Source organism: Fibrobacter sp. (assembly GCA_024398965.1).
Lineage (GTDB): Bacteria > Fibrobacterota > Fibrobacteria > Fibrobacterales > Fibrobacteraceae > Fibrobacter.
Genome location: JAKSIF010000119.1, coordinates 1 through 2,096, shown reverse-complemented (window position 1 = coordinate 2,096; position 2,096 = coordinate 1). Strand labels below are relative to the sequence as shown.

Annotated in this window: 1 protein-coding gene and 1 pseudogene; both read left to right on the top strand. The window is 48.0% G+C overall.

The window, feature by feature from the left end:
* Positions 1-102 precede the first annotated feature (102 nt).
* Positions 103-771: pseudogene (rpsB, locus tag MJZ26_14970) on the top strand (30S ribosomal protein S2).
* A 250-nt stretch (positions 772-1,021) separates the two neighbouring features.
* Positions 1,022-2,011 (top strand): translation elongation factor Ts, encoded by a 990-nt coding sequence (gene tsf / locus MJZ26_14965; protein MCQ2107078.1) that lies wholly within the window; start codon positions 1,022-1,024, stop codon positions 2,009-2,011.
* Positions 2,012-2,096 lie beyond the last annotated feature (85 nt).

Sequence of the window (2,096 nt, the reverse complement as noted above, 5' to 3'; positions counted from 1 at the left end):
TCGTAGACACTTCCAATTCAGTAAACGTTAATATTTATTTAATTTTGCTAGATGTCCCGGTCTTTCCGGAACCTACTAGCAGAATGCCAAACTTAAAAACAAATGAGAACAAATTTTGATCAATTACTTGAGGCCGGTTGCCACTTTGGTCACCTCAAACGTAAATGGAATCCTGCCATGGCTCCTTATATCTTTGCTGAGCGCAATGGCATTCACATCATCGACTTAAACAAGACAGCTGTTAAGATTGACGAAGCTGCTGAGGCTTTGAAGAACATCGCTAAGAGCGGTCGTAAGATTCTCTTCGTTGGTACGAAGAAGCAAGCCCAAGAGGTTATTGCTGCCAAGGCTCAAGAGATCGCAATGCCTTACATCACCGAGCGTTGGGCCGGTGGTATGCTTACCAACTTCCCCACCATCCGTAAGGCTGTCAAGAAGATGTCTAACATCGATAAGATGATGACCGATGGTACGTTTGATAACATCTCCAAACGTGAGAAACTGCAAATCACCCGTCAACGTGAGAAACTGGAGAAGAACCTCGGTTCTATCGCTGACCTTACTCGTCTGCCGAGCGCTTTGTTCGTTGTGGACGTAATGAAAGAGCACATTGCTGTTGCTGAGGCTAACCGTCTGGGTATTCCTGTATTCGGTATCGTAGATACGAACTCGGATCCTTCGAACATCGATTTCGTTATTCCTGCAAACGATGATGCAACCAAGTCCATCGAGGTTATCCTCAATGCCGTTGCTGCTGCTATCAACGAAGGTCTGGAAGAGCGTAAGGTAGAGAAGGCTGACGAGGATGCTGCTGCTCAACAAGAAGAAGCTCCTGCAAAGGAAGCTCCCGCTGCTAAAGAGCGTCGTACCCGTGTTCGCAAAGCTACCGCCGAAGCTGCTCCTGAGAAAGTAGCCAGCGTAGAGGCTCCCGTAGAGGCTCCTGCTGAGGCTCCCGCAGAAGAGGCAAAAGCCGAATAATTACTCTAAACTCTAAACTCTCAACTCTAAACTATTAAAAAAAATGGCTGTTACATTAGCTGATATTAAAAAACTGCGCGACATGACAGGCGCAGGAATGATGGACGTCAAGAAAGCCCTCGAGGAAGCCAATGGCGATTTCGAGGTAGCAAAAGACTTACTCCGTAAACGTGGTCAAGCGATTGCTGCTAAGCGTAGTGATCGTGAGGCTTCTGAAGGTTGCGTCTTAGCGAAAGCCGAGAACGGCTTTGGTGCTATCGTTGGCGTTAAGTGCGAAACTGACTTCGTGGCTAAGAATGCAGACTTCGTGGCTATGGTCAAGAAGATCTTGGATGCTGCTATGGAGGCTAAACCCGCTACTCTTGAGGACCTTAAGAACCTTAAGATTGGCAATTTCACCGCACAAGACCTCGTTACCGAGCGTAGTGGTGTTACCGGTGAGAAGATGGAACTGAGCGATTACGCTTTCCTGAAAGCTCCGAAGGTAGATGCTTATAACCACCTTGGTAACAAACTCTCTTCGTTGGTTGCTGCTGATAGCGCTGACGCTTGCCAAGAAACCGTTCACGGTGTGAACATGCAAGTGGCTTCCATGAGCCCTGTTGCTTTGGATGCTGACCATGTAGCACAAGAAGTGAAGGACAAAGAGTTGGCTATCGCTGTAGATAAGACCAAACAAGACGAGATCAATAAAGCCGTTGAGAACGAACTGCGTAAGGCCGGTATCAATCCTGCTCACGCTGACAGCGACGATCATATTGAGTCTAACATGGCTAAGGGTTGGCTGACCGCCGAACTGGCTGAGGTAGCTCGTAAGATCCGCGCGGAAGTTCCTGCTCAGGCAGAGGCTAACCTCAATATGAAGAAGATTGAGATGATTGCCCAAGGCCGTCTGCAGAAGTTCTTGAAGGAATCCACCCTCGTGGAGCAACAGTATATCATGTCTGAATCCAAGGAACTGGTGAAGGATATCCTCAAGAAAGCCAACGTGGTTATCACAGACTTCAAACGCGTAACTCTCAATCAAGAGTAATATACGTTTTCCCGCCCACGCGGGAAAATGACGGGGTATTAGCTCATCTGGCTAGAGCGCGACACTGGCAGTGTCGAGGTGAGCG

What these genes read in the sequence shown, in the direction of transcription:
- tsf (MCQ2107078.1), top strand. Translation starts at nt 1,022, where the DNA reads ATGGCTGTTACATTAGCTGATATTAAAAAACTGCGCGACATGACAGGC.